Consider the following 23372-nt stretch of genomic DNA (forward strand, 5'->3'; position numbering starts at 1 on the left):
ACCTTTATGGGTTTTTCTGTCCACTAATATGTTCAACTTAAATTTTACAATCTACCTTTTACAAAAATAAGCCCCTACCCCGCTAATTTGGGATAGGAGCTTTTTACTTTAGAGAACTACTTTGAACTTATCGATTGGTACCCAGCCGCCAATGTTGACGTATACCTGGTCATTGGTAACATTGGCCTCGGTGACAACGTAAACCATATCCTGATCCAATTGCGTAACGCCAGTACCATCATCCGGCGTGCTTTGTGTCCAAATATCACCATTGATAGGCTTGACTCGTACACCTTGCCAATCACCAAACGCTTGGCCGGTGTTCCAGGTCACGGAAATGTCACCGGCGTTGATATATTGCTCGCCACCTAAGGAGTAATAGCCGCCCTTGCGCTGAAAGACTTCCCACAAGGTATTAGACTTGATCGTTTTAATGACGTTGGCCCATGGATACGGGGCATCTAAAATTTGGGCGTCTCGTTTGGCTAAGCCAATGCCCATGGTCCGATAATCCACGATACGATTCAATTCATTGATCTGCACTTCGTTTTCACCACTTTCTACTGTCACTTGGTTACCGCTAGTTGTCGTAAATAGGCCGGTATAATCATAAGACATATCTTGGCCCATGCCATTCCACGTTGACGTATATTGCCAAGCATCAACATTGTTGACACCAGGCTGACTTACGCCATAGTTCGCTACCCATAACGGCCGATTTGTTGGCAGTTTTTTAGCCCAAAACCAGCTGGCCATGGAGTAAGTAGCCTGCTTGTTATAACCCATATAGGCAATATAATCTTGAAACGCTTGTGTATCGGCGTATGGACTATAAAGCGTTGGTGCTTCAGCGTCGGCTACCATTACCGTATTAGCTGTTGCGCCCATTTGCTTGGCCACGCTCACGAAGAAATCAGCCTCCGCTTTGGCGTCCGTGACACCGTTATACAAACTATAATGGTAGAAGCTAACGACCAGACCAGCAGCTAGGGCGCTTTTGGTCTGTGCTAAGGCTCGAGGATTGATGTAATTGGACCCAGCACGACTGCCTTCAGTCAGTTTGATACAGACACCCTTCACCCCATTGTTGGCCAACATCTGGTAATAAGCTAGGTCTGAACGTTGATACACGGCCACATCTGCAAATAATTCAGCCATTTTTGCCACCTTCTTTTACAGCAGGCTGGATAGGTGTAGCGACCTTTAAATCATCGATCACTTCGCCAACAGAGCCTTGCTCGAGCGGCGCAATATTGCCCACCACTTTACTGGCATCATCGATTTGAGTACCAGTCGTTACAGCCTTATCACGCCCAGGGTAGACGGCTTTAATAGTCGTTGCGTTTTCTGCATAAGCCCGTTCAACGATATCCGCTGCATGTTCCTGACTGATGGTGATGTTCCGGTCAGCCAAGCGAGCCAATAATTGTTTCACGGCTTCAGATTTCTTATCAGCGCCTGTGCCCAGCGTTGACTGACCTAAAGCAACCACCAGACTGTTGGCCATCTCAATGGCAATATCCAGGCCCGCTTTAGCCCCGGCACGTTTTTCAGCTTTGGACTTGGCCTTTAGCCAGGGCAATAAAAATCCAGTGACCACTAAACTGACCACTGGAACAACAAAATTAACAAATAATTGTGATACTTGATCTGGATTCATTAATTATCATCCTTTCTCCAACAACTCTTTCCGTAATTCATCAATTTTCTTTTCTGCATCCATCCACTTTTTATAGTTCGCATCAGACTCCCGTTTATAGCGATCAATCAATGCCTGATATTCTTCTCGTTGGGACTTCTTATGACTTTCGTGGCTCGCCAAAAGCCCCATTAGAAAGGGAAAAGTGACTGTTAAAATGGGTGCCAGGTCTTTTAGTAAGTCATGCACCCACATCGCTCCCATCATTGGTTTTCCCGGAATCACTACGCCTTGCCATCACGATGATATAACTCAAAATCACGGCATTACTGATCCAGGGCATCGTATCAATGCCAGTCGCTACCCAGTGTAAAAACTGGTAGATTGTTAACAGTGCCATCATGACACTAGCCATTATCAAATTGTAACGATTCCAACTGATATGAGCTTTACCATCCAACACCCATAAAATCATGGATACCCCAATAAGTACGAGGATAAAGCCGGACACGTCATCATTGGCAACATCTCTTAGCCCCGGCGGCCAACGAAAATAAGCATCATCAATCATCAGGCGGATACCAATAGCACTCAATCCCAAGCCTGTGAGAAAGTGTAATGGATTCTTAGTTATTTTGGATACCATTATGCCCACTCTCCTAAATTAAAAGCGGCCCACATTTTCGTGAGTCGCCTATTTTGCCTCTTAAACTTTTTCGGTTTCTGCTGGAGCGTAATCTTCGCCGGTGATTTCCTTGTAATCATCCTTGGTGATTAAGCCATTAGCAACGTATAAAGACTTGATCAAATCCTTCTTCAAAGTCCCCCAACCGAACGCCATTTTAACCATTGATTTCCACATATTAAGACTTCCCTTCATTGCTTTGATTAGCTGCGATTGTATTCATTAATGCTGTCACTGTCGCCTGAGTTTGAGCCTGGCCATTCATGACATTTGTTAGTACCTTTTGAACTTGCTGATTTTCGACCTGTGCTGCAGCGACTGAATTCATAGTCTGCGTGATAGCCATTAAATTTTCATCAAATGATGATTGATTATTATCTTTTTTGACCATGACTTTGACGCCAGCACGCTCAATGATTTTCCAGTTTATATCATCGTTCGGTATCCATGCAGGGTCTGGTGCAATGAGCACACCGCCCGTTTGTTTGCTGGCAAATTCTGGATCAGTATGGCCGGTAATATTACCATCAATATCTGTACTGAAATAATATTGTTGCATAAATTTTACCTTCTTTCCTAGAAAACACTTACTTTTGAAACCGCTATAAGGAATGAACTCACTGCGTTTCCGGCATCATATGTTGGAGCAAGAATGCCGATGTTAATATTTTTTGAATCAACGATGGTGGCTTTTATATACCCATCCACTTTCATATTAGTAAACACTCCAGGTTCAAAATTTATTTGCTGTCCGGCTACATGTGTGTTAAAAGTATATTCCTTGTTCAACACAATATCGTTTTTCGGAAATCTGAATGGATACTCATCAAAATTCAGAGGTGAAATATCAGTTGAAGTGGAAATGGGAATTCCTTCAATCATTATGCCGTTTGGTAAATTGGAGAAGTCGGGCCTAATCAAACTTGGTAATCTAATATTCCCCCCACGAGTTTTTCCTTGCCATAGTACCGTTCCCTTATCAAGCATTGGATAAGTAGCACTTTCCTCATCTCCATCACCACCATCAGTGTCAAAATAGCCAAGATGCTGGGCATTGAGATTGTGTAACGCAATGGAGAACTGATTGGCAACTTGATTTTGACGAAATGTTACGACGTTTTTAGTAGCGTCCTGATCTAACGTTAAACCCTGCGGTGTTGTATCAAGCAGTTCAAAGCCCCACTTAATTACTGGGGTAATTGTTACCTTCTCGCCGATAGTACCGGTGCCCTTTTCTAACAGCGTCGTGATGCCAACTTGATTGACATACTTTACTTGATAAGTCGTTTTAGTTTCGACCAACTGCCTTACCTCCTAAATATAAATTTCGTAAATGTTGATTCTGAATTTGGTACCCCATTAGCGGTGCAGCTTTACCGCCGAGAAAGATATCTCTTAGGTCTTGCTCGCTGAGTTTATCGTTGATATCAATTTTGGCAATTTGTTCATCCACATATTCCTTCGTGGCTGCTTCCGTAATGTTGATGGAAACCGTAACATTTTCCGTTCGGCCGACAATCACATAAACCGTCAATTTAAATTGCAGAATAACCTGGTCCGCAAAATCTGGCATGTATTCCGCCTGCTGGGCGAGAGTCACAGCGTAAAGAATTTCGTTATCCTGACCATCTTCTTTCGCATAAATTCCCACGGCATTAATGTTGTACCCGGCCTCAATCTTTTCATTGGTAAATAACAACTCCGTTCCAATTGCCCCATTAGGGTTTGTTGGATCGTCCTTAATGTTAGTAATGACGCCCGCTTGGACTTCATTCGGGATTGCTGTCAGTGACTGCAATTCCTTATCAGTCAATTTTGACAAGTCATCCGCAGTTGAAGCGGCCCGAGTGATGGTAAATTTTGCTTGTCCATTGGCTGCTCGACTGGCTAACTGTAAACCAACGTCCGTAGGCACCGTTTCATTATACTTAGACATATTTGACCTCCTTTGCGTAAGCGATTGCTTTAGTTAATACTTGTGGTGCGATGCTGCCAAAATAAAGCTTTTGATTGATACTGCTTGCTGTCTTTAGCCGTGTTGGTGCGCTGGTGGCAACTCTAGTCACATGAACGGCACCAAAGTATAGCCTTTGCTGAACATCAGCCTCAGCCGTAGTGATAATACTGAAAAATAAATTGGCCGGTAGATAGACATTTAGCAGATACTTCAAGCGGTCAATTTGGTCTTTTGTCGTTTGACTGCGTTCCAAGTAGGCATAAAACTGACTTTTGATATAGTCCACTTCCACCACGGCTGGAATATTCAAATTCTTCAACAATTCTCTGAGATACTTAATGGTGATGGGGTGTGGTGGCAGTGAGTGCATCAAGATGTTATAACGCCTGGTCTCCAGAGACAGTGATAGGTCAGTTTCCAGGCCTAATTCATCTTCAAACAAAGCTAAGCCTTGGGAATCGGCGTGAATCACGAACTGATTCATCAAACTACGACTGATCAAGTCCTCAAAGCCAGTAAAATCGACTTGTTCGGCTTCCACCAATTTTTGCATCTCATAAACATCATCGTAATATTCTGCCAGATAGTCTTGTAATTTAGGCACTAACGATCACCTCACCTAATACCGGTAACTGGGATAACTCACTGGTAAAGGTCATGGCAATATCCTTATCTTCGCCGTTCAGTTTTGGCAAGGTGGCATTGACCACGCCTTTGACACCCATTATCGCTGATAAAATTTGTGAACGATAAACGACTAAGGCATATCCCCGGCCGGTCTTAGGATTGATATTATTCCAGTCCTCACGACGTTGCCTAAAGTAGCCATCGATAGCCTCTTGAATTTGCAACTTTAGGCCATCCAATGTTTCTTGCACATCGACTTGCACAGTAGCAGAGACATCAATATGGACCTCTTTAGGAGCAACCACAGTAACAGTATGGTCAATTGGTGCCAGGCCATAACCCAGCCCCGGTGAATCTGGTGGGTCAATTTCATTTTTAACTTGCGTCAATAATTCCTGGCTGGCTGCACGTAACTCGTTGTCTAGGATTACTAGTTTAACGGTCCCGCCGCCCCTCCAAGATGGATAAACTTGGCCAGCGCCCACTGTGATGATTTTCGATAACATGTCCAGATAGTCCGCAATATTACCACCGTAGGCTATCCAATTTTGTTGACTCAATAAGCGTTCCCGTAAATGGTCATCAGTTTCATCCGCCCGTGCTGGCACGGATACCTCGATAATTTCCGCCCAATATAATGAATCATTTGGCGTGATTGGCAACACTTGACCTAAATAGCTATTTGGCTTAGTTCCTGCGTCTTCAGCTTCTAGAATGCCAGTCAAGTCATCATTGATTTTAACGACCCGATAGAAAAAAGGATCATCGCCAAGACTGGCATAACGATCCCCAATGTCTACGTTACTGATAGGTTGATTTTTCTTGTCTAAAAATTTGGCCTTGACTTGGGCTTTAGTAGCCATTTGCCGTGAGGTGCCATGCTCAACTGCCCGAGCATCCAGAAATTTATCGGTAGCTGTGCGGATATAGGTCTGACGAATCAACATGGCCATGCTTAAACTTTGCTGAGCCATCAGCATAGCTGCTGGAGCTAAAGCATCATAAATGATGGACCCTTGTCGCTTATCCACGTTGGCTGGTGCCTTGGCCAACATGGCATTCAAATAGTAACTAAAATCACGTTTCTCAATTTGTTGAGCCAGTTGTTCCGGCGTCATGCACACGCACCTCACTTTCTATTGGTATCGGACCAAATATCGTTTCACAGCTGCCATGGACATATAAAGTGGTTGAATCCACTTGCTTGATCACATCCACGGCCACATTCGTGATACGGTCGTCAGCCAACAAACATTCTTTGATCATCCGCTCAACTTCTACCTCGGCATAATCAAAAGATTTTCCGAATAATTCAAAGAAGTCATTGCCGTATTGGTCATCATAAACCGGATACACAAAGCGCTCAGTCCGCAATATTTTATCAACGGCTTGAACCATAGCTTTGTGGCCATCGGTCATGGTCATGATGCGACCATTTTTGACATGATACGTAAAAGAAGGACGTTCAGTATTGGCCACTAATCATCATCCTCCCATTCAGCATTACTTTTTTCTAAAACAAAAAATTGCTGACCCCCATCATGGCGAAGTAACACCACGGCGTCATCAACTTTCAAACTTTCATCTATTTCATATTTATAGGTTTCAACAGTCTTACGGGTAATAGTCTTGCCTTCTAATTCTGGGATACCTGTGTTAACAAAAACCTCGGTATGTTCCTTGATTTTGCTGACCAGGTCCCGATGCTTGGTTACATGGCGACCAAGTGTTAAAAAAGCGTCTGTTAAAATCATTTGGTTAGATAGTTGAATCTTGAGGGGGTCGATACTGATAACTTTGCCGAATACAACATCAGCATAGTCTGTAGCGCCGCCACCTTTTTGATTCATTAACTGGATGAGCTGTTCTCCAGCCATGGTTCATTCACCTTCATTTCTAATTCGCAATTATAATTTGGGCCAAAGTTATGAGTTGCTTTCAAAATAGCCGCTGACTCAATCACAAAACCGACATCATGCAAATCACTAATCTGTAAATGGACTGAATTCCCAGCTACCAGAGATAAATCCCCAATGGCATTGAGTCTCAGCGAATAAGTTTCCCGATTCTTTTCTACTAGCAATTCATCGGCACGCTGTTTAATTTGAGCGTCATTCGCTTTATCCTTGGCGTTTTCAGTAGTCTGTAACTTACCCCACTGGCCAACATTACTTCCCTTGGAATCAGTGTAACTAAAACTAGTTTTCTCTGGATCTTCACTAGTCTTTTCCGCACTAGCTTCGTCTGTTGAAGTTGATGCTACGGACTGAGATTCTTCCTGGTCTTTGCGAATGATACGTACAATGTTCGCAGCATCTTCAATAGATTTGTCAAAAGAAAAGCCAGTCATCAACGACTGGTCGCCTACAATTAATTCGAGTTGATTATACGGTGCCTTGCGCAATTCTACGGTGTCATAGTTAGCAAACAGATAAAACATTTGCTGGGTCGCTTTTTGCGTGGCATCAATGGCAGTTTTCAGCATGTCAAAATACGTTTTTCCATCGGCTACCTCAGCTGGCAATTTGTAATCAGAGCTATTTACAACCTTATAACTGACTTCAGCCATCTTAGCCACCGTTTCAAAGCGTTGGGATACTGTGGAGACTGGCCAAACTAGTGAATCTTGATTTTTAAAATATCTTAATTTGTCATAAGCCGTAATACTGAACTTTTTATCTTGAGAATAACCAACTTTAAATACATAACCGTAAAAAACTTTGAATCCGTCCCATTCAAATTCAACTAAATCGCCAGATTTTGGATAAAACAACTCATCTGTTTTGATCACGTCAAAAGTCAATGTACCAGCCGCAAAGTTTAAATCTGTAACCCACTTAACATTGTTAGTCAACTCACTAACGTCCCAGGCTGATGAACCGTCCCGATTGCCAACCGTAAATTTTGTGATCATGCTGCACTCACATCGCTTTCTTTGACCCAACCGCGGGAAGTTCCATCTAGGGTAGTCACATGATAGGGATATAGTGCACCAGGTGCCACCAACGAAATAATTCGCGGTGCATTTTGTTCCGTTTGACCAGGGCCATCCCCTTGACTATCTCGATGTAACTGGCCATTTACGGTAACTTTAGAACCCATGCCCACCTTGTCAGGTGGAGCGGCACGCACTGGTGCATCATTTGGCGTCACACTATTTTGTGGATCGTTAGTCTCAATCTTTTTGGCTTTATATGGCCTAAATTCCTTTAGTGCCAAGGTGTAATGATATTCCGCGTCATAAGCATTTTTAAAGCCATACTCAAATGATTGAACGGTAGCTTGAAAGCTAATTTTAGTAGTGGAAACCACCATCCGTAATGGCTTCTTAGACAAACGAACATGTTCAAGCCAATCAATGTAATCTTGAGCCGAATCTAATAGAATTTCTGCCGTTAGAAAATGTTCATCCTTGGGCGCAACTGGCAACGTACTTTGAATCTGAGCCGAGGTCAATTTTTCCTCACCAATTCGATTGATCTCGCCCAACTTAATAACTGTTTCCGACTTGTCATCCGTTTCATACTTCAGCATGAGTTCTGCCGGATTCAGTGGCAGTTCGATCGTATCGTTACTATCATTCGTCAAATAAATACCAAAATGATTGGCCATCTTATGCACCTCCCAGCGAAGCGTTATTTAATTCAACAATTCGATTTTCTATTATGGTTAGCAGTCTATCTGCATCGTAGTCCGCATTGCCACTACTATTGATTTGGATAGCACCAGATTCAATTGTGACATTGGAACTATTACTAGCTTGGCTATTATTGGTCGTCTGACTTGAGGAACCACCAGAGCCGTTAAATGGCGATGTGCTTGGAGCTGTGTCATCAGTGACTTGACCATTGATTCCTAAAGTCGTATTCCCAGCTAAGCCATTCATCGCGGCTTGAACGTTACTGATAGAATCTAAAGCCCGATTAAAACCAGCAGCCATTTGATCCCCGGCAGTCAGTCCTTGTGGTGAACCAATATTACCTGCAGCAATGTCTGGCAAGCTCATCCCACTGGCGGCATTAACAACGCCCTTAGCCATATCACCAGAAGCATTAGCAGCTAAACCAGCACTGCCGTTTAGTCCATTGGCTAGACCTTCCACGACCCACTGGCCATATTGATCAAAGAGCTTTGATGGTGAACCGATGTGCAAGATTGACTTAGCAGCATTAACAACACTGCTGGCTACACTTTTAACGGCGCTAACAGCCGAACCAATCATAGACTTGATACCATTTACTAAACCTTGAATCAAGTCCTTACCTACGGAAACTAAAGAACTACCAAATCCTTTGGCTGCGTTGACTGCATTTGAAATCCCGGTCTTCACACTGGACCCCACGTTTTGCATGGCACCCACGATAGCCCCTACCAGCATAGAACCCGCTGATACAAAGGCACTGGCCAAGGCCATGACACCACTAGCAGCGGCTGATAATCCAGCAGCTACTAATAGCAAAGCGGCCCCGACTAATAACAAGCCGACTGCTAAGATAATTGCAGCAACACCTAATAACAGGGCACCTACTGCGGCTAGTAACATCATTGGTGCAGCAATCATTAAAGCTACCCCTAAGAGCAACATCCCAACGGCGGCAACCATGGCGACCGCTGCAATCATGATCAATGCTACGGCCATGAGTAACATCCCCACAGCACCTAGTAATGCCATAACCGCAACTAATACCAGGGCTACCCCTAAGAGTAATAAACCCACAGCTGCGACAATACCAAAAACCATCACCAACATTAAAGCTACACCCAATAGGATTAAGCCGACTGCCGCCACAATTGCAAAGGCCATGACTAATATGAGGCTGACGCCCAGCAGAATCATGCCAACGGCGGCAATAATGGCAAATACCATCACTAATGCCAAGGCTACGCCAAGTAAAAGCATACCTACAGCCGCTATAATTCCGAATACAGCCACTAAAAGAACTGCAACGCCTAATAGTAGCATACCAATCGCAGCCGTTAGCGAGAATACCGTTACAAGTAGTAAAGCGACCCCTAGAAGGATTAACCCAACAGCGGCCAAAATGCCAAACACGGCAACCAATACCAATGCCACGCCAAATAGGAGGGCACCGACTGCGGCCACGATAAAACCAACACCCAGAGCAATCAAAGCCACCGCTAATAGCACTAGTCCAACCGCGGCAATGATAGACATCAGGCCAAACAATCCCACTGCCAAAGCTAGTAAGGAAAGTCCCTGAGCAGCGCCGGCGCCATATTTAGAAAGCATCGGCAATTGTTCGGCTAGAAGTGCGATCCCTGCAGAAGCCAGAAAAACGGCAACCCCAATCAATAGCAAGGCTGCTCCAAAAATCAAGAAGCCCACAGCCCCAGCGATTAACCCAGGGCCTAGTAATCTCACAGCTACTAACAGCACCAATAAAGCGACGCCCAAACCAATTAGAATACCAATCCCGGTACTACCAGTTTTAGCAATCTTAGCGATGCCACTAGCCAACAATGCAAAACCTGCACCAGCTAATAAAACAGCCCCGCCGATCATCAGTAAGGCCCCGCCCATTTTAATAAGATTACCAGCTGATTTGCCAGACTTCCCAGAATCAGGAATTGGCAACTCCGGTGTTTTACCGCCTTTACCCAGACTGCCAAAGATATCAGAGACTTTCGAAACGCCTTTACCAATCTTCATGCCAGCTTTGATAACGGCAAATGCAGCAGCTAGTGAAGTCACAGCTTTGGCTAAACCATTCAATTGGTCTACATCTAATTTTCCTAGCGCTTTCAGACCGGCAACAACAGCCGTAAAGACAATACCTTTCATGCCACCTTTTAGCACCAATAGCGCTGTGCCCAGTAACTTGAGGTCATCGGGATCCATTTCGCCGATAGCCGTAGACACAGCACTTATACCTCTAGCTAAACCCTTTAGAGTGTTGCCAATGCCAGTACCCAAACCTTTTAGAAAACTGAAGGGGTCTTTATCCTTGCTACCTTTCGACAGATTTTCAAAAACGCTTTGTGCTGCTGTTCCAATGGACTTAAAAGCTGTCTCAAGGAACGTCAATGCGCCGGTATCTTTGAACGAATCCCAGAAAGCAGTTAAACCTTTTTTAGCAGTATCTAAAGCTGAAACTAATTTATCCCCTAGAGCAGAGAAATCAACTTCACCAATTTTATCCGTGATACCGCTGATGGCTTTGATACCCACCTGGCTCAATTTATCCCATGCCGGTTGTAAGGACGTGGTCAAAGTTTCCCTGAATCCGGCCATTGCCTGGCCCATGGTTTTATATTGAGTCGCCATCTTCGTAAAGTCGGCATTCGTCCCAGTTTTGGCGATAGCGTCAAAGAAGTCCTGCGTGGCTATCTTGCCATCTTGCACAGACTTAACTAAATCACTGGTACTCATGCCCATCGTTTTAGCCACAGCGGCCATCCCTGCAGGTGTTTGTTCCAGCATCAATTTAAAGTCCTGCCACTGAATTTGTGGCTTAGCAGCTGCTTGAGTTGCCTGTTGACTCAATGTCTTCATGGCCTGTTGTGGATCTTTAGCTGCAGAAGCTAACCCACCAAAACCTTTAACTAATTTGTCAGTCCCCTTGATACCCACGGCGGCTAATTGGCTATAAGTTGAAGCCATGTCACTGGCGGAATAAATCGTTTGTTGGGCAAATTTAGTTAGGTCGTCACGCGTTGCCGCAATCTCTTTTGGTCCCTTGCCCAGCATGGCCATATTGCCGTTAAACGTCTGCCATGTGGCACTGGCTTCGTTTAGGTCGCCAACCATACCACCCAATCCGCTAGTAACAGTGCTAATACCTTTCGTAATACCAGAGCCGATAATATTGCCGCCTAAAACGGATTTGAAAATACCCCCAGTCTGACCGGCATCCTTATTCAAACTACTAAAAGGATTCGCCGAACTTATGGCGGACTTCAAATTTGACATGGCCGATTGACTACTTTTTAAGCCATTACTTAACTTATCCAGCGGTGCGCTGAAACCATCCATAATTTTGATTGTTGCACTAATTGTTGCCATTCATTGCCTCCTTTCAAAAAAAGACCAGGGTCAAGGACTACTTGTGTGCCTTGGCTCTGGCCTTCCGTTCAGCTTCTTTTTGTTGTTTCTTTTCTTCAGCGATACGGATATCGATTCCGGATATGACCAGAGCTTTTTCCCGCACCGATAAAGCAATCCAAACAGAAGGTGGCCAATGAAATTCATTCATGGCGTAATGATAGTATTCAATGTCAGCAGCATCGCCGGACTTCGCTAGTTTTTTACTTCATCCTTCAAGTCATCGATATCTTCAATATCAAAACCAGACAAGTCTTGGATTTGATTAGCCAGTTCAGCGTATTCCCCAGCCAATAACATTTTCTTCAAAAGACCAGATGCATCAGCAATCACGCCCCAGTTCTTCTGCAATTTTTCATCATGCAGGTCTGGTTCAACCACGGAAGCCTCGATTAATAAATCGACATATTTATCTTGGTCAACTTCAGTGGTGATTTGCCGGGTACGTTTATCCCGAATCTTACGCGTAGCATTCTTTTGCAGCTGAGAGTTCTCCTCAGCAGTTAGAGATTTAATTTTAAACGGTGCTTTGAATCGCTTAAAAGCCACTTCCCGTAATTCTGGTTCTGAGTTCACATTTTCCATTAAAAAATCATTAACACTAGCCATTTATTTATTCCTCCTATTGTTCAAAACCGGTGAATGGTGTAACCAATTCAACGCCTTCAAAAGTAAGGTCTGATTCAAATTCCATAACGCCATCATCCGCTTCAAAATCCGCCAGCGGAATATCATCTAGATTGACATCTGAGAGATGGAAAGTCTGTTTGCCTGCGCGTGACGTAGGGTCTTCAATGGTACAAGTCACTTCAAAATAAAGGTCCTTGCCACCTTGAATATATGGCAAGGCGTATTTGATCCAATTGGAACTAATTACATAGCCGCCTAGAGTGCCCGTACCTTCAACAGAAGTCGTCTTTTTATGCTTCCAACGGGAACCAAGGGTTTGAACATCTTCTTTATTCTTTTCGAGTTTTGCCGTAAATTTATCACACTCAATCATTGGCCAAATTTTACCATCGATAGTGATAAACACTTTGGCATCTTTCGTGCTGATAGTATCACGGCCATTTAAGAAGCCACTAATAGTGCTTTGTGATTCATCCATTATTTATAGCTCCCTTCTAGTGAACGATAATCGTCATATACAGTTTTTCCATGCTATCAATTGGCGTAACAGCTAATGTAACGAGAATGGCATCTTTGTCATCCCCTGGGTCAACTGTTAAATCTGCTGGGTCAAAATCAGCAATAACACCAATCTCACTTAGGTTTTGCAAGTAAGCAACCCGATTAGCCTTGAATAGATCTCGACCGGTTGGATCGTTGTTCACTCTACCGAGGAAGGTATTTTCAAAGGCTTCTTCAGTGTTAGTAACAATAGTGTCCAACGTCCGAATGATTCGATTTTTGCCAAATTGTTTCGGCTTATCCTCGGTAAAACTAGTTAACGAATTGATATCTTGTTCAATGACTACCCGATCGCCACGTTTAGCTGTAAAGATGATCCAGCCCTCATTTAAGCCGCGGATAGTCTGTTCATTATTGAGTTTAGGATAAACGGAAGTAGCACCAGGATAGCCGCTATAAGTTAATGACGTATGAGCATCAGCGGCGGAGGATGCACCTGCAAAATAGCCAGTGGCCGACGTCGTATCAACCTTGGTACCATCTGCCAGAACAACACCATTGGCCACCACAGAGACACCTTCATAGTCATAAGTTGCCCCACCTTCATAATTGGGAACGACAGCGCGAACCTTGTAACCTTCATCTTCCCGTAAGCGTTGAATAGCCGTGGCCAATAATTGGTGAATGTTATCTTTCGGTTCAAAACCAGCAGATGTGGCAACGTTAAATTGTTCTGTTTCCAGGGCGTCATTTAGCAAGTCAGTAACTGGCACTGTTTCGGTCGTTCCACCAGCCAAGTTATACGTAGTGCTAACAGCCAAAGCTTCCAACTCGGGTTTACCTGGTGCAGCAGTGAAATCTGCACCACCTTCCGTTGGTTCAACTTGACCAACCACTTCCTTGCCGTCGTCAGTGAAAGTCACGTTAATATATTCATTGCTTTTTAAGCTAGAAGCTGTGGTGGTCCGTACAACTTGTTGATCCACAATCTCGGTCCCATAAATCGTTGACACTGTGATACGGGTCTCGTCATTAGGGTCCTTTTCTACCGAAACGTGTAAACTGTTGCCTTTCACGCCTGGATATTTAGCGGTGAACGTCCATGGTAGACCTTCATCGGTAACGGTCGCTTTCTTACCGTCATTATTATTCAATAACAACACGGTCAAAGCGCCTTTAAGAGTTTCCCGCAAAGCGCCAAAACGTGCATCCGTTAATGGTGAGCCTAATAATGCCTTGAAATCAGAATTGGTATCCAATTCAATGACACCTTTAGCGCCCCAATCCAGCTGTACGTGGTTCAGCAATAGCGTCCGGCCTATGCTTGTATCTGGTTTAGGTTGTGGTGCACCTTTCACATTGATATAAGCGCCTGGCCGGCGTTTGTTTTGTGTAGTCCAAGTTCCACCCATTAGTGAATACCTCCTTTAAACTCTTCAATTTTTTGCTCTGCTTCAGCGGTGGTATAAGTCTGACCCTGAACTAAGACAATTTTTAAAATGTCTCGTTCAATTGGCTCAAATCGCGTGCTCCGCAATAAAGCTTCTTTTGTAAATTTACTTTCTTTCATGCGCAACTCCCTCTTTTACTGTGATTGATTTCTGCTTAGGCGTGTTATCAATTGGTTGAGCCCGCAGCCAAACCTGGAACGTCATCAGCAACACGTTTTCATCATTAGGTTCAAATTCCCGATTCCGAATAGTCGCGTAGCCAGGCAAAGCCGTAAAGTTGTTCAGCAATAGCTCTTCCATATGTTCAATGTCAGTCTTGGGTTTCGCAGGATTGGGTAAATAAACCAATTGATAGCTATACCTCCGGAACTGGTAATCCAACAGGTTTGGCGTGACTTGCGTCATGATTTTATGCAAGAAAAAAGAAGGGTCCTTGAATCCGGCCTTCTGTGACTCTCGGTATATTGGAATTTGTGGAAATAAACGTGCCAGCTCATTACCAATAAGTTCAATAATGCTTTCCTTCAATCGAACAACCCTCCTAACATATTTTTGAGTGCAGGCGTTAAAAGTTGTGGCATTTGGGCATCAATTTCTTGGAGCGTCTTATACAACATAAATTGCCCTGATATCCAACTGCTTCCACCACGGGTACGATGCCCACTTTCAACAAATGACGCATAATCGGCGTTGTTTAACACTTCAATAACAAAAGCTGACCCTGCATAACTTGGCCCTTTGATAGACCATTGTCTCCTCAAGTTACCAGTATCGACAGGTGTCCTACTCTTGGCACCTCTTAAAGCCTGCGTACCAATTCTACGGCTACTGTTCTCAATCTCTTGTTTCAAAACTTGTGATTGAATTTTACCACTCACTGATTTGGCAAACTGTTGAAACTGAGCATCGTCAATCGTTCCCCAAGCCATTGGCGACCACCTCCGTAGCCTTTTCATCGCGAATCATGGCCACTTCTTGGTGAGAGACATAGCCAGTATATGCCTTGCCAGTTTGCTTGTATTTAACAGTCTGTCCATTTACATCAGTGACGTATACATCAGACCCGGCTGGGATACTGATTCCTGTGCGGATATACATCACCACATCATAGTTATCAGTCCCAAAGTCCTTCTGATCAGACGGTTTTAAAGACTTTCGGGAAATCTTGGCCGGTTCATTATCCACAATGGTCACATCTTCAACATCTGAAAATACGCCATCTTTTGCAGGTTGAACGCCAACGATTTTAACCTTATCAAACCAAAGCGTAGGTAATATCTGGCCTATTTGCTTAAAAGCTTCAATCATAGGCTACCCTCCTGAATTGATTAAGCTGGACAATGTAATTATCCGTGATGGCATTCACCGCCTGCAGTTCGGCATAAACAGCAGCATTGGATTTGAATTTAACCGAAGTGTCACCCTCAGACAAGGTGTCTACATTCCCAGTTTGATCAGTGCCAAGCAAGTTGTGAGTTATGACCATTTGACTGCATAAAGCAATAATCGTCATATCTAAGCCTTCAGGCAACTCCGTGATAACAATGTGGGTGTAATTAGCAACGTCATTGATTGTTTTATCTAATGCAAAGCCCATAATGTCATCGTAGTTCGGATTATCATTACCTTTTGGGTTCAGAATTTTTACTTTTTTCAGCAATTCATCATAACGTGAGTGCTTATCCATTTAAGTCACAACCTTAACCAGTAACTGCTTCAGTTACCGTAATTTCAGCAGTACCCACGATTTTACTATCCGCCTTTGCTGTGGCAGTTAGCGTCGTTTTACCAACCGCTTTACCAGTAACAACGCCACCGCTAACCGTGGCAATCGCAGTATCAGCAATGGACCAGTTCACACCCTTTTCAGTGGCATTATCTGGCATGACTTTTTCTTTCAAAGCAACAGTTTTACCAATTTCAACACTAGCTGTTTCTGGGTCAATAGATACCCCGGTTACAGCCACAACTGGCGCATAAACCGTGACTGCCGGAAAATCAAACTTTTCAGTTTTATTCCCTTGACCGTCAACCAATTCACCTTGAAATGTTCCCACCGGGTATTCCTTGGGTGCTAAGTCAACATGAACTGGCCCAGAATTAGGACCAGTTCTCAACAATTGAGCATCTTGATAAACATTTAATGTATATACTTCTTCAGCCATTTGTTAACCTCCTTTACTTTTTATAACCTGCGCTAAAATCGACCCCGCTTCCTGACAACTGTATTTCTACATTGTCGGGAGTCGCTAAGGTTCCGGGGCTGTCAGTTTGTCATTGACCACAAATTCAATCCCTTTGGTTTTAGTCTTGAGTAAGAAAATGCCATCGTATGATTGTTCATAGTACAGATAATTACCAGAGTTGCTGGCCGTTGGTGCATCAAAGCCTACAAAACTGTATTTTTGTGGTGCAATTTGTACACCATTAAAAATCAAAAACATTTGAATCTGTTTGGCATCAGCTATAAGCTTAGAACCAACCGCAAAATCAAAGCTAGTCTGCATCAGGTCAGAAGGTACCACATTGATGGTCACGTCGTCCAAGCTGTAAACAGTCCGTTGGATATTGCCTTTACCAGACAAGGTCAATTGACGATTGATGGCTTCGGCACGTTTCAAAATAGCGTTAATAGCTGGTGTAACATATAATTCACGACCAGTGCCAGGGATACGAGCTTCGTCAAAATTGGCCATCATTTCATCAAAAACGTTTAAGATATTCTTTTCATCCAGAACATCAGTGTGAATGCCACCATCATTAGCTTTAATCTTTTCTGCATAAAGAGAACTGAACATCTGACGGTCCATTTCTGGCATTTTTTCATCAAGGTTAAACTGCTTGGTAATGTTAGCAATGGAAATCACCATGTTAGACTCATCGATATCCAATGGATCCACCAGAGTTGACCAGTAACGTTCATTAGGCAACTCATAGCTATCCCAGTCGTTAGAATAGTTAGATACTGGTTGTGTGATGGTCCGGCGGGCACGATCCCGACGACCTTCATCAATGGTTAAACGAGGCACCTTGATGTGTTTGGCACCATCAAAGATAATCGTGCCATTAGCAGGTGATTGCCATAATGAATTTGAAAATAAATGGCCATCATAAAAGGCTTGTTGAATCGCCGCTTGGTATTTATCGGCGTAATTAATTGTTGCCATAAGTTAATTCCTTCTTTCTAGTTTTTAAAAGCATCGACTAATGTCTGAACTTCGTCATTGTCGTTGGAACCGTCGCCACCTTTAGGGTTATAACCCGTCTTGGTGCCTTCATCGAACAGGTAAGCGTCAGACTTCTTAAGGGCATCGATTTGGTCTGTAACACCCTCTAATTCGCCCTTGTCGTTAAGCTTGACCTTATCCATATCCAGCAAAGCTTTAGCGGCTTTAGGGTTACGAACTTTAGCGCCGCCCAAAACAGTGTCGAGGGCGCTATTTAGCTTAGTTTCTTGGAGCTGATGGGTCAGCTCTTCCGTGTCGGCCTTGTACTTACTTTCCAGGTCAGAATACTTTTGCGTAAGGTCTTCGTTATCCCCGGCCTGTTTCTTCAAAGACTTCAAGTCTTTATCACGATCAGCAATTTGAGTCTTTAATGACTCGTTTTCTTGCTTGATAGCTTCAACATCACCGGCCGAACTCTTAGTTTTTTCAATGTCGGCACCATTCATGGCCATAATCTTATCGATTTGTTCATCGGACAATTCTAATTTTTGCAATGCTTCTCTTTTCATATTTATAACGTCCTTTCACGCTAGATTTACGAGGTGCGACCTCACTTAAAGGCAAAACAAAAAGCCTTTTTACGACTTGCCCAGGTCAAAGTGCTTATAGCTCGTAAGCGACATTTTCCCACTTTTTATACGCGTCAAGGTAGAGTTGATGCTTGTCACCATTATAAGTAGCCTCATAATACATCCCATCAGACAAGGTCGTACTTAGCAACATCTTGTAGTTTTGCAAAGTCTTGCATGACCACACAACGAAAACGTTGTCTGTAGTGATTTGCGTGCCATCAGTTTTGTCTAAATGCGCGTTGACATACTCGGCCACAATTTTTTTAGCGATATTAAAATCCATCACGATTTATCTCCTTCTTTAGAAATATTCATTTTTGCAAGACTCTCCGCTATATCAGCATCCACAACAGCATCTGGTATCTTCAAACTCAGCGATACATCAACACCATTACCACCAGCAACCATATCTATGTGGCCTCTGATATAAAGCTAAAATCAACACCATCTATCAGCATTTTATATCTTCCGTTTGGTAGGGGTTTTATTAAGATATTTTTAGCCTTATAAATATCCATTCAAATCTCTTCTCATTTTTTGTCTACATAAAGCTTTTTCCACTCATCGAATTTCATGCTATCAATAGATTTGCCTTTACCCATTTCAGGGTCCCGCATCCAACGTTCTGATACTGGAGGCAAGTCCTCCATGTAAGGTACTGTTGTGCAACGGCAGCGGGCATGGATCAACGGATAATTGGTACCAGCCTTGCGATCAGCCAGCTTAAATATTTCACCATCCAAATGGCCACAAATAGCACAAGTATGAGATTCCAATGTCGCCATGTACTTATACTTTTCAACGTCTGACTCCTCATAAGCTTTGGCCGTGGCTTCTTCGGCAACATGGCCCATTTCACTGACTACTAGTCGATGAATATTATTACGTTTTACATCCGAAAAGCTTTGATGCAGTTCCTTCGTCACACGTTGGGGACTATAGCCTAACAGCGTGGCTTTTAGCATCACATTCATCAGTTGACTGGGCAGTTCTTCACGATAGTTTTTCCAAATACGTGCTGAGAAATCTTTGCCATCATCACCCCAAGGTTTAGAGACAACAATTCGTAACTCATCTTCATTGAACCGGGCAAAGTTAGAAGTTAATTTGGCATTGGCAATCTGAGTATTGAAGATTGTGCGCATGTACGTATCCTGAAATTGGTCTTGCAGACCTTGGCCCATATGCTGGGTCTCATTATCAGCAAAACCGGCCGTCATATTCTGCAATTGGGTCTCCAACATTTGCAATCTGGCAACTCGGCTGTTGTAATACTCACGATCCAACTCTTGTTCAAAGCCACCTTGCTTGGCCTTATCTTCAAACTGATGCAGAGTTAATTGCCAATGCTTGGTTTTGATGCTAGTCAAAGCTTTTTTAGCCTGGTCTAGCGTCATCCCTTCATTATTGGCATAACGTACATACCATCCAGCCAATTCTTGCTGTAACTCACGATACAGGCCATTTAGTTCGGGTTGCAAAGCACGTTCATAGGCTTCGGTATCTTTAAGTTGTTTAGCCTTCAGCTGTAAAAAACGGCGTTCCCAATAACTAAGTTTCTTCGTCATCCGGTTCACCGCCATTTACATCTTTCAGAGCGTCGGGGTTGTCATAGCCGTCACGTTTGACAATGTCATTTTGCCGGTCCTCTAATTCCTGCTGCCAATCATCCACAATTGGATTAGCTTTGGCGATGGCTTCATCACTGGAATATTGGGCCAGCTGTGCGACCACTTGAGCTTGCTCCAAATTATTTTGGATTGCTGTACGCGTCCAAGTCTGATTGATTTTACGGCCATCGGCATCAGCGGCTTTCAACCAACGCAAAATGGCCCGAACCAAATCGTTCAGACCATCTCTAAAGTATGCCTCGGTAACGGATGCTTTCAACTCAAGATGTGAGTAGAGCATCTTGATCGCTGTACCGGTAGCATTATTAACTTCAAACTTGGTAGGGTCAATCCCCTGGCCATGAACAAAGATATCGCCTTTGGTAATATCCAGTAATGAGTTACGGGCTTCAACTGGCACATCAATATTCAGCTTATCAACGCCAGACCTATCACCAATGTCAGTGCTATCCATCTTGATAGCTTTGAATTTCTTCAAATCACTCATGAATTGTTGAAGGTCCGTGCCACCATAATTCGTCAAAATCAAAATAACTTGTTGAACGTCATCGATGTCATTAACGAAGCCATTATAGACATCATCATAAACGTCAATTAAGCCTTTATACTTATTAATTTCCGGACGTTCATATTTATTTTTGGAAAAAGGAATAAATGGTACCCGGCTAAATTGATGTGCCATATAATTGCCAGTCCCCACTACATCATCCGTAGTTAGATCTCTTGTTACAAAATAATCATTCAATGGCGCAAGATCGGCATAGTCAGGTAATTGGGATTTAAAGACGGTCACATCTTTATCTGTCCAATACTCATGGATTTTGTAATTCTTTCCAGTATCGGGATCCAATTGTGAGTAAGTTCGCCGAACGGCAAGCAACTTGCGGTTCAAATCACTAGAATAAATCGGGGTCACTTGGTCTGGCGGCACAATCCCATATCTAAATTGGTTATCAGCATCGAACCAAAAGTGAATCCAACCAACACCAGCATTACTGGCATCAACAACTAACTGATTCATTCGTAAATTGAAGTTATCACCCAGTGTATCCCTGATGATGTCGTTTAACTTATCATCTTCCACATCAATGTCTGGCGGGATAGTTGCCACATACCCCGCCTCTTGGTCTACTAATAATTGATGATAATTACTGCTCACTCGATTGTCCGCTCGGCGTAATATTTCATCCTTGCCCTCATTATTAAGTTTGGACTCCCCATTGTTTCGGTTCGTAATATCATTTTGATTAAAATAATATTTTAATGACTTTTGAAATTGGTCGTTGAACTTATTACGGCGTGCATCTGTATTCTTCAATAAAGCCTTCATAGCATTTATGTCCAAGGTACGTAACCTCCCTTCCGGTCTATTTTTTCAGCGACGCCCGTTAAAGCATCTGGCGCATCGTCATGTTCATTCTTGCCCTCACGTTGATACTTGGCTAAAGAAGTATATAACTCCGGCCACCGTGCCTTCCAATTTTCAGGGAAGTATGCATGCTCCATAACCCAAGGTGCTTTAGTTAATATCCGGCTGATTTTATTTTTACGTTGTGTGAACAATTTAAAAACCGTGTGATTAGAGTGATACTTTTGCCGCAATCTTTCTTCAACGCTACGACCAAAGCCACGGCCGCCATTGTTGGATTCTATCCATGACACATTGACATTATTTTCATAAAGCTTCTTGGCAAGTAATGGCTCGGTGACTTCCATTGGATCTTGAGTAAAAATGATATCTTGAATATAGGCTTCCTTGTTATATTCCCGATAAATAAAAGTGGCCAGATAATCTAATCCGGTGTCAGCAGTATCCGTATAACTAGAAATGCTGTCAGGATTATCAGGCAACTTATCATATGTTTTAAAACCACTGTATAAGCGGCCTTTAATATCAATAGGTTCTTGTTGATAGTTGGCCGAGGCAATATCTGCACCCATGGCCTTTACCTTGATGTCATAGTCATGTCGATTCAAAATGTCATCACACAGCATCGTGCCATCATCTTGCATAGCTTTAAGATTGATATGCCTTAATGTAAAGCCAACGCCGGGCAACTCCTCTAAAGCCTTACCTGCTAAGTCTTGACTGTGCCAACGTGTCATGACAATGACAATCTTGCCACCAGACTCAAGCCGGGATAGCATTGTGTCCACGAACCAATTCCAATGTTTCTCCAACACTAAAGCGTTGTGAGCTTCCTCCGCTGTCTTGATCAAGTCATCAATAATAATCAAATCTGCCCCAAACCCTGTCGCAGTTCCACTAGGCGAAGTCGCCAGGTAATTGTTATAGCCATCGGCTAATGACCATAGATTCATGGCACCATCCCCGGGCTTGATCCTGACACCTGGAAAAATATCACTGTAAACAGTCACATCTTCGTCCGCTTTGATTGCCTGGATAGCATTACGAACGTTCTTAGAGAACACCGTTGATAAGGTCTCATTATAGGAGCCTGTCATGATTTTCTTTTGACGGTCATTGCCTAACAACCATTCCACGAAAAGACTGGCTGTCCGTGACTTACCATGCCGTGGGGGCAAATTGATAACCAGCACGTCATCGTCAGATTCAATGAAGGACTGTAAGTCATTACAAAAATTAACCAGGAATGTTCTATCCGGCTTATAAAAATCTGGGGCCATTAAATTGCAAAAAGAAAAGAACTCACGTCTTGCGAGTTCTTCCTGGGCACCTCTTATAATTTGGCTGTCAACTTGAAGCATCGACATCGCCTCCACTTACAAGCTTCTTGAGTTCTTCTGTCGTTAAGCCAGCGTATGGATTGGAATCAATCGTGCCAGACATTTCAACTTCGTGTTTCTCCACAGGTACAATCCCTGTCCGGTCCAAGATATCTTTGGCAGCATTGAACCGGACTAGTTCCGAGCGCGCTCCCAGCAACTTGCCCATGGTATTTACGGCATGTGCACGCAAATTTTCATAAACAAATTGATCGTATTCACGCTGTGCTTTAGCGAATTTTTCAGACTTTATCCATCGTGAAATAGTGGCTTCTGACACTGAAATAAGTTCAGCGACTTTGACCTGTTTCGCCTTAGGCTCAGACAGCAACATAACAGCCTTTTGCTGCTTTTTTGTCAAGCCTTCCAATATCTCAAATCTTGACTTTCCTTTCATGTCAGATCACCACCTTTTCTATTTTATTAAAATAGCTGTCAGAGCAATTATTACCGAAACAAAGGATATATCAGTATTTTCTTTCATCTTTCCTCACCTCAGCAAAAATAGTACCTTACTCCTCAGCAAGATACCATCATGAAACGAGGTTAATTCAAATATTTATTTCAAAAAGGAGATCAACAAAACATGACATCTAATTTTTGTACAATATCATAGTATCATATAAATGTTGCATTATGGG

The 23372-nt window shown here is 43.2% G+C and carries 32 protein-coding genes; all 32 read right to left on the minus strand.

What is annotated here, in order from left to right:
- Positions 1–108: 108 nt before the first annotated feature.
- Complete coding sequence (locus FC83_RS03615; protein WP_052004896.1) at positions 109–1158, minus strand: GH25 family lysozyme; 1050 nt, start codon at positions 1156–1158, stop codon at positions 109–111.
- Positions 1151–1660: a phage holin, LLH family gene (locus tag FC83_RS03620; RefSeq protein ID WP_057002407.1), complete on the minus strand. Its 510-nt coding sequence runs from the start codon at positions 1658–1660 to the stop codon at positions 1151–1153. The genes FC83_RS03615 and FC83_RS03620 overlap by 8 nt, the downstream gene beginning before the upstream one ends.
- Before the next feature lie 6 nt (positions 1661–1666).
- On the minus strand, positions 1667–1888 hold the full coding sequence (locus tag FC83_RS03625) for a hypothetical protein (RefSeq protein WP_035454758.1): 222 nt from the start codon (positions 1886–1888) through the stop codon (positions 1667–1669).
- On the minus strand, positions 1881–2285 hold the full coding sequence (locus FC83_RS03630) for a hypothetical protein (RefSeq protein ID WP_035454760.1): 405 nt from the start codon (positions 2283–2285) through the stop codon (positions 1881–1883). The genes FC83_RS03625 and FC83_RS03630 overlap by 8 nt, the downstream gene beginning before the upstream one ends.
- A 60-nt stretch (positions 2286–2345) precedes the next feature.
- Positions 2346–2501 carry an XkdX family protein gene (locus tag FC83_RS16845; protein ID WP_161633813.1) on the minus strand — a complete coding sequence of 52 codons (156 nt, stop codon included), beginning with the start codon at positions 2499–2501 and terminating at the stop codon, positions 2346–2348.
- A 1-nt stretch (position 2502) separates the two neighbouring features.
- Positions 2503–2883: a hypothetical protein gene (locus tag FC83_RS03635; protein ID WP_035454762.1), complete on the minus strand. Its 381-nt coding sequence runs from the start codon at positions 2881–2883 to the stop codon at positions 2503–2505.
- Between the two features lie 17 nt (positions 2884–2900).
- Complete coding sequence (locus FC83_RS03640; protein ID WP_035454764.1) at positions 2901–3626, minus strand: hypothetical protein; 726 nt, start codon at positions 3624–3626, stop codon at positions 2901–2903.
- Positions 3613–4260: a phage tail-collar fiber domain-containing protein gene (locus FC83_RS03645; protein WP_035454766.1), complete on the minus strand. Its 648-nt coding sequence runs from the start codon at positions 4258–4260 to the stop codon at positions 3613–3615. The genes FC83_RS03640 and FC83_RS03645 overlap by 14 nt, the downstream gene beginning before the upstream one ends.
- Positions 4253–4885 (minus strand): putative phage tail protein, encoded by a 633-nt coding sequence (locus FC83_RS03650; RefSeq protein WP_052004897.1) that lies wholly within the window; start codon positions 4883–4885, stop codon positions 4253–4255. Before FC83_RS03650 ends, FC83_RS03645 begins: the two co-directional genes overlap by 8 nt.
- Positions 4878–6026 carry a baseplate J/gp47 family protein gene (locus FC83_RS03655; RefSeq protein WP_035454768.1) on the minus strand — a complete coding sequence of 383 codons (1149 nt, stop codon included), beginning with the start codon at positions 6024–6026 and terminating at the stop codon, positions 4878–4880. The genes FC83_RS03650 and FC83_RS03655 overlap by 8 nt, the downstream gene beginning before the upstream one ends.
- Positions 5995–6387, minus strand: coding sequence for a DUF2634 domain-containing protein (locus tag FC83_RS03660; protein ID WP_035454770.1), 393 nt, complete (start codon positions 6385–6387; stop codon positions 5995–5997). The genes FC83_RS03655 and FC83_RS03660 overlap by 32 nt, the downstream gene beginning before the upstream one ends.
- On the minus strand, positions 6387–6785 hold the full coding sequence (locus FC83_RS03665; protein ID WP_035454772.1) for a DUF2577 domain-containing protein: 399 nt from the start codon (positions 6783–6785) through the stop codon (positions 6387–6389). Before FC83_RS03665 ends, FC83_RS03660 begins: the two co-directional genes overlap by 1 nt.
- Positions 6758–7822 (minus strand): XkdQ/YqbQ family protein, encoded by a 1065-nt coding sequence (locus FC83_RS03670; RefSeq protein WP_035454774.1) that lies wholly within the window; start codon positions 7820–7822, stop codon positions 6758–6760. The genes FC83_RS03665 and FC83_RS03670 overlap by 28 nt, the downstream gene beginning before the upstream one ends.
- Positions 7819–8520, minus strand: a complete 702-nt coding sequence (locus tag FC83_RS03675; protein WP_035454776.1) for a hypothetical protein — start codon at positions 8518–8520, stop codon at positions 7819–7821. Before FC83_RS03675 ends, FC83_RS03670 begins: the two co-directional genes overlap by 4 nt.
- Before the next feature lies 1 nt (position 8521).
- Complete coding sequence (locus FC83_RS03680; protein WP_057002408.1) at positions 8522–11932, minus strand: tape measure protein; 3411 nt, start codon at positions 11930–11932, stop codon at positions 8522–8524.
- A 234-nt stretch (positions 11933–12166) separates the two neighbouring features.
- Positions 12167–12580, minus strand: coding sequence for a phage tail assembly chaperone (locus FC83_RS03685; protein WP_035454778.1), 414 nt, complete (start codon positions 12578–12580; stop codon positions 12167–12169).
- A 13-nt stretch (positions 12581–12593) separates the two neighbouring features.
- Positions 12594–13079 (minus strand): phage tail tube protein, encoded by a 486-nt coding sequence (locus tag FC83_RS03690; RefSeq protein ID WP_035454780.1) that lies wholly within the window; start codon positions 13077–13079, stop codon positions 12594–12596.
- Between the two features lie 16 nt (positions 13080–13095).
- Positions 13096–14514, minus strand: a complete 1419-nt coding sequence (locus tag FC83_RS03695; RefSeq protein ID WP_035454782.1) for a phage tail sheath family protein — start codon at positions 14512–14514, stop codon at positions 13096–13098.
- A complete protein-coding gene (locus FC83_RS17000) occupies positions 14514–14672 on the minus strand; it encodes a hypothetical protein (protein ID WP_156405559.1) in 159 nt (52 codons plus the stop codon). The genes FC83_RS03695 and FC83_RS17000 overlap by 1 nt, the downstream gene beginning before the upstream one ends.
- Entirely contained in the window at positions 14659–15081 is a 423-nt protein-coding gene (locus FC83_RS03700) for a phage tail terminator family protein (RefSeq protein WP_052004899.1), read from the minus strand. The genes FC83_RS17000 and FC83_RS03700 overlap by 14 nt, the downstream gene beginning before the upstream one ends.
- The gene (locus FC83_RS03705; protein WP_035454784.1) at positions 15078–15482 is read right to left on the minus strand and encodes an HK97 gp10 family phage protein; all 405 of its coding nucleotides are present in this window, start codon (positions 15480–15482) and stop codon (positions 15078–15080) included. Before FC83_RS03705 ends, FC83_RS03700 begins: the two co-directional genes overlap by 4 nt.
- Positions 15463–15858, minus strand: coding sequence for a hypothetical protein (locus FC83_RS03710; protein ID WP_420805618.1), 396 nt, complete (start codon positions 15856–15858; stop codon positions 15463–15465). Before FC83_RS03710 ends, FC83_RS03705 begins: the two co-directional genes overlap by 20 nt.
- On the minus strand, positions 15854–16240 hold the full coding sequence (locus tag FC83_RS03715; RefSeq protein WP_035454790.1) for a head-tail connector protein: 387 nt from the start codon (positions 16238–16240) through the stop codon (positions 15854–15856). The genes FC83_RS03710 and FC83_RS03715 overlap by 5 nt, the downstream gene beginning before the upstream one ends.
- A 13-nt stretch (positions 16241–16253) precedes the next feature.
- Positions 16254–16718, minus strand: coding sequence for an Ig-like domain-containing protein (locus tag FC83_RS03720; RefSeq protein ID WP_052004901.1), 465 nt, complete (start codon positions 16716–16718; stop codon positions 16254–16256).
- A gap of 84 nt (positions 16719–16802) precedes the next feature.
- The gene (locus FC83_RS03725; protein ID WP_057002409.1) at positions 16803–17720 is read right to left on the minus strand and encodes a hypothetical protein; all 918 of its coding nucleotides are present in this window, start codon (positions 17718–17720) and stop codon (positions 16803–16805) included.
- A 17-nt stretch (positions 17721–17737) separates the two neighbouring features.
- Complete coding sequence (locus FC83_RS03730; RefSeq protein WP_035454793.1) at positions 17738–18289, minus strand: phage scaffolding protein; 552 nt, start codon at positions 18287–18289, stop codon at positions 17738–17740.
- A 94-nt stretch (positions 18290–18383) separates the two neighbouring features.
- Positions 18384–18635, minus strand: a complete 252-nt coding sequence (locus tag FC83_RS03735) for a DUF6275 family protein (protein ID WP_035454796.1) — start codon at positions 18633–18635, stop codon at positions 18384–18386.
- On the minus strand, positions 18635–18760 hold the full coding sequence (locus FC83_RS17550; protein ID WP_268744881.1) for a hypothetical protein: 126 nt from the start codon (positions 18758–18760) through the stop codon (positions 18635–18637). The genes FC83_RS03735 and FC83_RS17550 overlap by 1 nt, the downstream gene beginning before the upstream one ends.
- A gap of 122 nt (positions 18761–18882) precedes the next feature.
- Positions 18883–19920, minus strand: a complete 1038-nt coding sequence (locus FC83_RS03740) for a minor capsid protein (RefSeq protein ID WP_057002410.1) — start codon at positions 19918–19920, stop codon at positions 18883–18885.
- Positions 19904–21328: a phage portal protein gene (locus tag FC83_RS03745; RefSeq protein WP_035454799.1), complete on the minus strand. Its 1425-nt coding sequence runs from the start codon at positions 21326–21328 to the stop codon at positions 19904–19906. Before FC83_RS03745 ends, FC83_RS03740 begins: the two co-directional genes overlap by 17 nt.
- Complete coding sequence (terL, locus tag FC83_RS03750) at positions 21319–22713, minus strand: phage terminase large subunit (protein ID WP_035454802.1); 1395 nt, start codon at positions 22711–22713, stop codon at positions 21319–21321. Before terL ends, FC83_RS03745 begins: the two co-directional genes overlap by 10 nt.
- A complete protein-coding gene (locus tag FC83_RS03755; RefSeq protein ID WP_052004905.1) occupies positions 22700–23128 on the minus strand; it encodes a phBC6A51 family helix-turn-helix protein in 429 nt (142 codons plus the stop codon). The genes terL and FC83_RS03755 overlap by 14 nt, the downstream gene beginning before the upstream one ends.
- Positions 23129–23372 lie beyond the last annotated feature (244 nt).

It is taken from the genome of Agrilactobacillus composti DSM 18527 = JCM 14202 (assembly GCF_001436375.1).
Taxonomy (GTDB): Bacteria; Bacillota; Bacilli; order Lactobacillales; family Lactobacillaceae; genus Agrilactobacillus; species Agrilactobacillus composti.

Excerpts from the sequence above, each read along its gene's own strand:
- FC83_RS03615 (WP_052004896.1), bottom strand. The coding sequence starts at position 1,158 with ATGGCTGAATTATTTGCAGATGTGGCCGTGTATCAACGTTCAGACCTA.
- FC83_RS03620 (WP_057002407.1), bottom strand. The coding sequence starts at position 1,660 with ATGAATCCAGATCAAGTATCACAATTATTTGTTAATTTTGTTGTTCCA.
- FC83_RS03630 (WP_035454760.1), bottom strand. The coding sequence starts at position 2,285 with ATGGTATCCAAAATAACTAAGAATCCATTACACTTTCTCACAGGCTTG.
- FC83_RS16845 (WP_161633813.1), bottom strand. The coding sequence starts at position 2,501 with ATGTGGAAATCAATGGTTAAAATGGCGTTCGGTTGGGGGACTTTGAAG.
- FC83_RS03635 (WP_035454762.1), bottom strand. The coding sequence starts at position 2,883 with ATGCAACAATATTATTTCAGTACAGATATTGATGGTAATATTACCGGC.
- FC83_RS03645 (WP_035454766.1), bottom strand. The coding sequence starts at position 4,260 with ATGTCTAAGTATAATGAAACGGTGCCTACGGACGTTGGTTTACAGTTA.
- FC83_RS03655 (WP_035454768.1), bottom strand. The coding sequence starts at position 6,026 with ATGACGCCGGAACAACTGGCTCAACAAATTGAGAAACGTGATTTTAGT.
- FC83_RS03665 (WP_035454772.1), bottom strand. The coding sequence starts at position 6,785 with ATGGCTGGAGAACAGCTCATCCAGTTAATGAATCAAAAAGGTGGCGGC.
- FC83_RS03670 (WP_035454774.1), bottom strand. The coding sequence starts at position 7,822 with ATGATCACAAAATTTACGGTTGGCAATCGGGACGGTTCATCAGCCTGG.
- FC83_RS03675 (WP_035454776.1), bottom strand. The coding sequence starts at position 8,520 with ATGGCCAATCATTTTGGTATTTATTTGACGAATGATAGTAACGATACG.
- FC83_RS03680 (WP_057002408.1), bottom strand. The coding sequence starts at position 11,932 with ATGGCAACAATTAGTGCAACAATCAAAATTATGGATGGTTTCAGCGCA.
- FC83_RS03685 (WP_035454778.1), bottom strand. The coding sequence starts at position 12,580 with ATGGCTAGTGTTAATGATTTTTTAATGGAAAATGTGAACTCAGAACCA.
- FC83_RS03690 (WP_035454780.1), bottom strand. The coding sequence starts at position 13,079 with ATGGATGAATCACAAAGCACTATTAGTGGCTTCTTAAATGGCCGTGAT.
- FC83_RS03695 (WP_035454782.1), bottom strand. The coding sequence starts at position 14,514 with ATGGGTGGAACTTGGACTACACAAAACAAACGCCGGCCAGGCGCTTAT.
- FC83_RS17000 (WP_156405559.1), bottom strand. The coding sequence starts at position 14,672 with ATGAAAGAAAGTAAATTTACAAAAGAAGCTTTATTGCGGAGCACGCGA.
- FC83_RS03705 (WP_035454784.1), bottom strand. The coding sequence starts at position 15,482 with ATGGCTTGGGGAACGATTGACGATGCTCAGTTTCAACAGTTTGCCAAA.
- FC83_RS03715 (WP_035454790.1), bottom strand. The coding sequence starts at position 16,240 with ATGGATAAGCACTCACGTTATGATGAATTGCTGAAAAAAGTAAAAATT.
- FC83_RS03720 (WP_052004901.1), bottom strand. The coding sequence starts at position 16,718 with ATGGCTGAAGAAGTATATACATTAAATGTTTATCAAGATGCTCAATTG.
- FC83_RS03725 (WP_057002409.1), bottom strand. The coding sequence starts at position 17,720 with ATGGCAACAATTAATTACGCCGATAAATACCAAGCGGCGATTCAACAA.
- FC83_RS03730 (WP_035454793.1), bottom strand. The coding sequence starts at position 18,289 with ATGAAAAGAGAAGCATTGCAAAAATTAGAATTGTCCGATGAACAAATC.
- FC83_RS03735 (WP_035454796.1), bottom strand. The coding sequence starts at position 18,635 with ATGGATTTTAATATCGCTAAAAAAATTGTGGCCGAGTATGTCAACGCG.
- FC83_RS17550 (WP_268744881.1), bottom strand. The coding sequence starts at position 18,760 with ATGGTTGCTGGTGGTAATGGTGTTGATGTATCGCTGAGTTTGAAGATA.
- FC83_RS03740 (WP_057002410.1), bottom strand. The coding sequence starts at position 19,920 with ATGACGAAGAAACTTAGTTATTGGGAACGCCGTTTTTTACAGCTGAAG.
- terL (WP_035454802.1), bottom strand. The coding sequence starts at position 22,713 with ATGCTTCAAGTTGACAGCCAAATTATAAGAGGTGCCCAGGAAGAACTC.
- FC83_RS03755 (WP_052004905.1), bottom strand. The coding sequence starts at position 23,128 with ATGAAAGGAAAGTCAAGATTTGAGATATTGGAAGGCTTGACAAAAAAG.